Below are 7,621 nucleotides of genomic sequence, written 5' to 3'. Positions count from 1 at the left end.
ATCGCCGCGAACCTTGAAGCCGATGCACCGTACCGCTAGGGGCCGCGCATCATGATCCAGGTTTTCGCGTTTTATCTGTTCGCCAGTCTGGTGATTGCCTCCGGCGCGATCACGATCCTGTCGCGCAATCCGGTGCATTCGGTGCTGTGGCTGATCCTCGCGTTTTTCAACGCGGCGGGGCTGATGGTGCTGGTGGGCGCGGAGTTCATCGCGATGCTGCTGGTGATCGTCTATGTCGGCGCGGTCGCAGTGTTGTTCCTGTTTGTGGTGATGATGCTTGACATCGATTTTGCCGAGATGCGCGCCGGGTTCGTCAAGAATTTCCCGCTGGGCTTTCTGTTGGCGCTGGTCTTGCTGTGCGAACTGGTGCTGGGCGTGGGCGCCTATCGCACCGGCGCGCTGGAATTGGGCGTCGCCGATGGCCGGGCGCCGGTCGTGGCCGGGGTTTCGAATATCGAGGCCATCGGCGCGCTGCTTTATACGCGCTATCTGTTCCTGTTCGAGACGGCAGGCATCATCTTGCTGGTGGCGATGATCGGCGCGATCGTGCTGACCCACCGCGAGCGCGTGGGTGCGCGGCGGCAGGATGTGGGCAAGCAGAACGCGCGCCGCCCGCAGGACGCCACGCGCAATGTGAAGCCCGCTGTGGGGCAGGGGGTAACGCTGTGATGATCGGCATCGAACACTACGTCGTTGTCAGTGCGATCCTGTTCGTGCTCGGCGTGCTGGGGATTTTCCTCAACCGCAAGAACGTCATCATCATCCTGATGGCGATCGAGCTGATCCTGCTGTCGGTGAACATCAATTTCGTCGCGTTCAGCGCCTTTCTCGGCGATCTGGTGGGGCAGGTGTTCGCGATGTTCGTGCTCACCGTGGCGGCAGGCGAAGCGGCGATCGGCCTTGCCATTCTGGTGATCTATTTCCGCGGCCGCGGCACGATTGCGGTCGATGATGTCAACCGGATGAAGGGATAAGCCGGGTGCATCCGATCATCCTCATCGTTTTTCTGCCGCTGGTGGCGGCGATTGTCGCCGGGCTGGGGCATGACATCATCGGCAAAGTTGCGGCAAAGGCGATCACCACGGGCGCGCTGTTTGCCTCGTGCGCGCTGTCGTGGCCGATTTTCCTGAGCTTTGTGGCGGGCGGGGCGGAAGCCACGGTTGTCCCGGTGTTGCAGTGGGTGAAATCGGGCGAGCTTGATTTTTCGTGGGCGCTGCGGGTCGACACGCTGACGGCGGTGATGCTGGTGGTGGTGACATCGGTTTCTGCGCTCGTTCACCTCTATTCGTGGGGCTATATGGACGAAGATCCGGACCAGCCCCGGTTCTTCGCCTACCTTTCGCTGTTCACCTTTGCGATGTTGATGCTGGTGACGGCGGACAACCTCGTGCAGATGTTCTTCGGCTGGGAAGGGGTGGGCCTGGCCTCGTACCTCCTGATCGGGTTCTGGTTCCGCAAACCATCCGCCAACGCCGCCGCGATGAAGGCCTTCGTGGTCAACCGCGTGGGCGATCTGGGCTTCATGATGGGCATTTTCGGGACGTTTCTGGTGTTCGGCACGGTCTCGATCCCCGAAATCCTGAGCGCTGCGCCCGGTATGGCGGGAAGCACCATCGGCTTTCTGGGCCAGCGGTTCGATACGATGACGGTGCTGTGTATCCTGTTGTTCATCGGCGCGATGGGCAAATCGGCGCAGCTTGGCCTCCACACCTGGCTGTCCGACGCGATGGAAGGGCCGACGCCGGTTTCCGCGCTGATCCACGCCGCGACGATGGTGACGGCGGGGGTGTTCATGGTTTGCCGCCTCTCGCCGATGTTCGAGACCAGCCCGGTGGCGCCGGGTTTCGTGACGTTCATCGGCGCGGCGACGTGCTTTTTTGCCGCCACGGTGGGCACGACGCAGACCGATATCAAGCGCGTGATCGCCTATTCGACCTGTTCGCAGCTGGGCTACATGTTCTTTGCCGCAGGTGTCGGCGCATATGGCGCGGCGATGTTCCACTTGTTCACGCACGCGTTTTTCAAGGCGCTACTGTTCCTGGGCGCAGGCTCGGTGATCCATGCGATGTACCATGAGCAGGACATGCGCTATTATGGCGGCCTGCGCAAAAGCATCCCGCTTACATTTTGGGCGATGATGGCGGGCACTCTGGCGATTACCGGCGTGGGCATTGTCGATGTGGCGGGCTTTGCGGGCTTCTACTCGAAGGATGCGATCCTTGAGGCGGCCTTTGCGCGCGGCACGGAGCTTTCGACCTTTGCCTTTGCCGTGGGTATTTTTGCGGCGCTGCTGACCAGTTTCTATTCGTGGCGGCTGATGTTCCTAACGTTTTACGGCAAGCCGCGCTGGGAACAGTCCGAACATATCCAGCATGCGGTGCATGATGCGCATGGGCACGGCGATCATGCCCATAACGATCATGGGCATCACGCCAGCAGCAGCGACGGCACCGCAGGCTATCATCCGCACGAGAGCCCGCTGTCGATGCTGATCCCGCTGGGGGTGCTGTCGGTCGGCGCGGTGCTGGCGGGTTTTGTGTTCCACGGCGCGTTCATCAGCGAGGGCATCGGCGAGTTCTGGAAGGGCAGCCTCGCGTTTGACGAGCATCTGATCCGTGCGATGCACGAGGTGCCGGAATGGGTGAAATGGGCGCCGTTTGGCGTGATGCTGACCGGGTTTGCGATTGCCTATTACGCCTACATCGCCAGTCCGGCCTTCCCGGCGGCGTTCGTCAGCCAGTTTGGGGCGCTCTACACCTTCCTGCTCAACAAGTGGTATTGGGACGAGCTTTACGACGCAGTTTTCATCCGCCCTGCAATGTGGCTGGGCCGGGTTTTCTGGAAGGTGGGCGATGTTGGCATGATCGACCGCTTTGGTCCCAATGGTGCGGCGTGGATCGTGGCGCGCAGCAGCCGGGCGGCGGTGAAGCTGCAATCCGGGTTCCTTTATAGCTACGCGTTGGTGATGCTTGTCGGCCTTGTCGGCGCGGTCAGCTGGGCGATTGCGAAATGAGCGGCCTTCCTTTCCTCTCCCTGATGCTGGTGGTGCCGCTGATCGGCGCGGTGGCATGTCTGGCGGCGGGCCGCGAGCAGGCGCGGATGATCGCGCTGGCCGCGACCATGGTCGATCTGGTGCTCGGCGCGATGCTTTGGGCCAGCTATGATGTGGGCGGGGCGCAGTGGCAGTTTCAGGAGCATGCCTCGCTCTTTGCCGGGTTTGAATGGAAACTGGGCATCGATGGCATCGCGCTGCTGCTGATCGGGTTGACGGTGTTCCTGATGCCGATCTGCATCGGCGCGAGCTGGAACACGATCGAAAAGCGTGCGGGAGAATATTACGCGAATTTCCTGGTGATGGAGACGCTGATGATCGGCGTGTTCAGCGCGCAGGACTTGTTCCTGTTCTACATCATGTTCGAAGCCGGGCTCATCCCGATGTACCTGATCATCGGCATCTGGGGCGGGGCGGACCGGATCTACGCCAGCTACAAGTTCTTCCTCTACACGCTGCTCGGCTCGGTGCTGATGCTGATCGCGATGTTCTGGATGGCGAACGAGGCGGGCACCACCGACATCCCGACCCTGATGGCCTATAACTTCCCGGTGCAGGCACAGTGGTGGCTGTGGCTGGCCTTTTTCGCCAGCTTTGCCGTGAAAATGCCGATGTGGCCGACGCATACTTGGCTGCCTGACGCGCATGTGCAGGCGCCGACCGGGGGCTCGATCATTCTGGCGGGCGTGCTGCTTAAGATGGGCGGATACGGCTTCATCCGCTTTTCGCTGCCGATGTTTCCCGAGGCGAGCGCGCAGTTTGCGCCGCTGATCTACGGGCTTTCGATGGCGGCTGTGGTCATCACCTCGCTGATCGCGCTGGTGCAGCACGACATGAAGAAACTGATCGCCTATTCCTCGGTCGCGCACATGGCGATCGTTACCGTCGGGCTGTTTGCGTTCAACCGGCAGGGGCTCGAAGGCTCGATGATCGTGATGCTCAGCCACGGGCTTGTCGCGGGCGCGCTGTTCCTTGCCGTCGGCGTGATCTACGACCGGCTGCACACCCGTGAGATCGACCGCTATGGCGGCCTGGCCATCAACATGCCGGGTTATGCGCTGTTTTTCATGCTGTTCACGATGGCTTCGATTGGCCTGCCCGGCACCAGCGGCTTTGTCGGCGAGTTCCTCTCGCTGATCGGGATCTATGCGGTCTCGAGCGCAGTGACCTTGGTCTGCACGACCGGCATTATTCTAGGCGCGGCCTATATGCTCTATCTCTACCGCCGCGTTGTGTTTGGCGTGCAGAAGAACGCCGATGCGGCGGCGATGCCCGATCTGGACGCGCGCGAATGGGCGATGATGGTGCCGCTGGCGGTCGCTGTGCTGTGGATGGGGATTTATCCTGAAACCTTCCTCGCGCCAATGCGCAAGGATATCGCCAGCCTTGAAGCGCGGGTGGCGCAGGCGCGGCCCAAGGGCGACGCGCAGATCCGCTTTGCGGCGGCTCATTCTGCTGGCCATGCTGCTGATCATTCTGCTGGCGAGCCTGCGGCCAAGCCTGCGGGCGGCCATGCCGCTGCCGAACCGGAAGAAGCGCACTGATGGACCTCTCCCAATCGCTGATGATCACCGGCCCCGAAGTGGTGCTGAGCCTTTCGGGCCTCGCGCTGCTGATGGTGGCGGCATGGAGCGGGGACAAGGCCTCGCGCATGATCTCAATCGCGGCGGTCGGCGTGTTGACGCTATGCGCGCTGATGGTCGCGCCTGCGCTGGGCAGCGGGGCGATGGGGCCAGGCACGCTGGCGTGGTTTGGCCAGTACCGCGCCGATGCGTTTGCCGCGTTTGGCAAGCTGCTGATCTATATCGGCGCGGCGGTGACGCTGATCGTGGCCCCGGCGTTTTTTGAGCGCAGCCGCAGCATGCGCGCCGAGTTTCCGCTGCTGGTGCTGTTTGCGGCGCTCGGCATGGGCATGATGGTTTCGGCAGCAGACATGCTGACGCTTTACCTCGGGCTCGAACTCAACAGCCTTTCGGCCTATGTGCTCGCTGCATTCCTGCGCAACGATGAGCGTTCGGCGGAAGCAGGCCTCAAATACTTCGTGCTGGGCAGCCTCGCCTCGGGCATTTTGCTCTATGGCATCAGCCTGACTTACGGTTTCACCGGCACAACCAGCTTCATGGGCATCCGCGCGGCGCTTTCCGGTCATATGTCGCTGGGCGCGACATTCGGCGTGGTGTTCGTGCTGGCAGGGCTGGCGTTCAAGATCAGCGCCGCGCCGTTTCACATGTGGACGCCCGATGTCTACGAAGGCGCGCCGACCCCGGTAACGACCTTTTTCGCCACCGCGCCCAAAGTTGCGGCGCTATGTCTGCTGATGCGCGTAGCGGTCGAAGCGCTCGGCGGGCAACCGCAGGCGTGGCAGCAGATCGTGATTTTTGCAGCGCTGCTTTCGATCGTGATCGGCGCGCTCGGGGCGATCGGGCAGGACAATATCAAGCGCCTGCTCGCGTATTCCTCGATCAACAATGTCGGTTTCATGCTGATCGGCCTGGCCTGCGCGAACGAGAACGGCGCAGCGGCGATGCTGGTGTACCTGGCCATCTATGTGGTGATGTCGGTCGCGGCCTTTGTGATCGTGCTGATGCTGCGCGATGAGCAGGGCGAAGCGGTAGAATCGATCGCGGCGCTGGGCGGGCTTTCGAAGACCCGGCCGATGCTCGCACTGGCGATGGCAGCGGTGATGTTCAGCCTTGCGGGTGTGCCGCCGCTGTTCGGTTTCTGGGGCAAGTTCGTGGTGTTTCAGGCAGCGGTGCAGGCCGATCTGCTGGTACTCGCTGCGATTGGCATTGCCGCATCGGTGATCGGCGCGTTTTACTACATCAAGGTCGTCAAAGTGATGTATTTCGACGATGTGGCCGATGTGGTGAAGGGCCCGAGCGACCGCGCGCATGGCCTCTTGCTGTTGGGTTCGAGCGTGGTGATCTCGCCGCTGGGCTATCTCCTGACCATTCCGCTGGCCGGAATAGCGGCGAAGGCCGCCGCCGCGCTGTTTCACTCCGCCTGATTTTCAGCACCCTTGATTTTCAGCCCTCCTTATTTTCTGGCCGCCTGATCCTTGATCGAGATCGTCGCAGAGATCGGTTCGACCAATTCGGCGCTGCGCGCGCGGCTTGCGGCGGGCGAGGGGCTGGCCGAGGGCCGCTGGCTGATCGCCGACCGCCAGACCGCCGGGCGCGGACGCGCCGGGCGCGTGTGGAGCGGGGGACTGGGCAATTTCATGGGCTCGACGCCGGCGCTGGTGGGCCAGGGCGATCCGCCAGCGGCCACTTTGGCGCTGGTGGCCGGAGTAGCGGTGCACGAGGCAGTCAGCGCGTCGGCGCCCGGTCTGGACGATGTGCGGCTCAAATGGCCGAATGATTTGTTGGTGGGCGCAGCCAAACTGGCGGGCATCCTGCTCGAGCGGCAGGGCGATGTCGTGGTTGTCGGCATCGGGGTGAACCTGGCCGAGGCTCCGCCGCTGCCCGACCGGCCGACGGCGGCGCTGGCGCGGTTGGGCTATCCGCTGGCGCGGGATGCGTTTGCGCAAAGCTTGGCGGCAGTGTGGGCGCAGATGCTGGCGCGCTGGCACCGGGGCGAATGGCCCGCGCTGCGGGCGGAGTGGCTGGCGCGCGCGCATGCACAGGGCACGCTGCTGGCGGCGCATGACCCGGCGCTCGGTCCGATCACGGGCGGGTTCGCCGGGCTTGATGGCGATGGCGCTGCGCTTCTGCGCTTGGCGGATGGAACGATGCGTGCCATCCACGCAGGCGATGTGGATCTGATAGGTGACTGATGCTTCTTGCGGTTGACGTGGGCAACACCAATGTCGTGTTCGCGCTGTTCGAGGGCCTCGAAATCCGCTCGCGCTGGCGTGTGGCGACCGATCCGCGCCGCACCGCCGATCAATATGCGGTGTGGCTGCTGCAATTGATGCAGCTGCAAGGCTTTGATCCCAAGTCTGTCGAGCAGATCATCATCGCCACGGTGGTGCCGCGCGCGCTGCATAATCTGGAAGTGCTGGCGCAGAAGTATTTCGGGCGCGATCCGCTGATCGCAGGCAAGCCGCCGGTCGAGTGGGGCTTTGAGGCGCATATCGATGAGCCGCGCTCGCTGGGTGCGGATCGCGCGGTGAACGTGATCGCGGCGCATGCCAAGTATCCCGGCGATCTGATCGTGGTCGATTTCGGCACCGCGACCACGTTCGATGTGATCGATGCCGCCGGGGCCTATAAGGGCGGGATCATCGCACCCGGCATCAATCTCTCGCTCGAAGCACTGGTCAATGCCGCCGCCAAGCTGCCGCGCATCGCGATCGAGGCTCCCGCCGCCGACAAGGGCGTGATCGGGCGCAATACCGAGGACCAGATGCATATTGGGGTCTTTTGGGGCTATGTTGCGCTGATGGAGGGCTTGATTGCGCGCATGCGTGCCGAAATCGGGCGTCCTGCACAAGTTATCGCCACCGGTGGGCTTGCGGTTTTGTTCGGTGAGCATACATCCATTTTCGATACCGTCGATACGGATTTGACGCTGGATGGCCTTGCCCTGCTCGCAGGACGCGTGGCCGTAGCGGCTTGAACACCGGCA

At 63.0% G+C, this 7,621-nt stretch carries 7 protein-coding genes; all 7 read left to right on the top strand.

The features are described 5' to 3' along the window. Positions 1-51 precede the first annotated feature (51 nt). The 7 genes from Q0O40_RS07060 to Q0O40_RS07030 are packed head-to-tail and all read left to right on the top strand — an operon-like array spanning position 52 to position 7,612. On the top strand, positions 52-669 hold the full coding sequence (locus tag Q0O40_RS07060) for an NADH-quinone oxidoreductase subunit J (RefSeq protein WP_295527947.1): 618 nt from the start codon (positions 52-54) through the stop codon (positions 667-669). Then, positions 669-974 carry an NADH-quinone oxidoreductase subunit NuoK gene (gene nuoK / locus Q0O40_RS07055; RefSeq protein ID WP_295527945.1) on the top strand — a complete coding sequence of 102 codons (306 nt, stop codon included), beginning with the start codon at positions 669-671 and terminating at the stop codon, positions 972-974. Before Q0O40_RS07060 ends, nuoK begins: the two co-directional genes overlap by 1 nt. 5 nt (positions 975-979) lie before the next feature. Beyond that, positions 980-3,013 (top strand): NADH-quinone oxidoreductase subunit L, encoded by a 2,034-nt coding sequence (gene nuoL, locus Q0O40_RS07050; RefSeq protein ID WP_295527942.1) that lies wholly within the window; start codon positions 980-982, stop codon positions 3,011-3,013. Further along, positions 3,010-4,596: an NADH-quinone oxidoreductase subunit M gene (locus Q0O40_RS07045; protein WP_295527939.1), complete on the top strand. Its 1,587-nt coding sequence runs from the start codon at positions 3,010-3,012 to the stop codon at positions 4,594-4,596. The genes nuoL and Q0O40_RS07045 overlap by 4 nt, the downstream gene beginning before the upstream one ends. Continuing rightward, positions 4,596-6,059: an NADH-quinone oxidoreductase subunit NuoN gene (nuoN, locus tag Q0O40_RS07040; RefSeq protein WP_295527936.1), complete on the top strand. Its 1,464-nt coding sequence runs from the start codon at positions 4,596-4,598 to the stop codon at positions 6,057-6,059. The genes Q0O40_RS07045 and nuoN overlap by 1 nt, the downstream gene beginning before the upstream one ends. Positions 6,060-6,110: 51 nt before the next feature. After that, entirely contained in the window at positions 6,111-6,827 is a 717-nt protein-coding gene (locus tag Q0O40_RS07035; RefSeq protein WP_295527933.1) for a biotin--[acetyl-CoA-carboxylase] ligase, read from the top strand. Beyond that, positions 6,827-7,612 carry a type III pantothenate kinase gene (locus tag Q0O40_RS07030; RefSeq protein WP_295527931.1) on the top strand — a complete coding sequence of 262 codons (786 nt, stop codon included), beginning with the start codon at positions 6,827-6,829 and terminating at the stop codon, positions 7,610-7,612. Before Q0O40_RS07035 ends, Q0O40_RS07030 begins: the two co-directional genes overlap by 1 nt. Positions 7,613-7,621: the final 9 nt, after the last annotated feature.

It is taken from the genome of Novosphingobium sp. Chol11 (genome assembly GCF_945870625.1).
Lineage (GTDB): Bacteria > Pseudomonadota > Alphaproteobacteria > Sphingomonadales > Sphingomonadaceae > Novosphingobium.
Note: the sequence above shows the minus strand (reverse complement) of the source record. Positions and strands in the feature narration are given on the sequence as shown.

Excerpts from the sequence above, each read along its gene's own strand:
- Q0O40_RS07060 (WP_295527947.1), top strand. The coding sequence starts at position 52 with ATGATCCAGGTTTTCGCGTTTTATCTGTTCGCCAGTCTGGTGATTGCC.
- nuoK (WP_295527945.1), top strand. The coding sequence starts at position 669 with ATGATCGGCATCGAACACTACGTCGTTGTCAGTGCGATCCTGTTCGTG.
- Q0O40_RS07045 (WP_295527939.1), top strand. The coding sequence starts at position 3,010 with ATGAGCGGCCTTCCTTTCCTCTCCCTGATGCTGGTGGTGCCGCTGATC.
- nuoN (WP_295527936.1), top strand. The coding sequence starts at position 4,596 with ATGGACCTCTCCCAATCGCTGATGATCACCGGCCCCGAAGTGGTGCTG.
- Q0O40_RS07030 (WP_295527931.1), top strand. The coding sequence starts at position 6,827 with ATGCTTCTTGCGGTTGACGTGGGCAACACCAATGTCGTGTTCGCGCTG.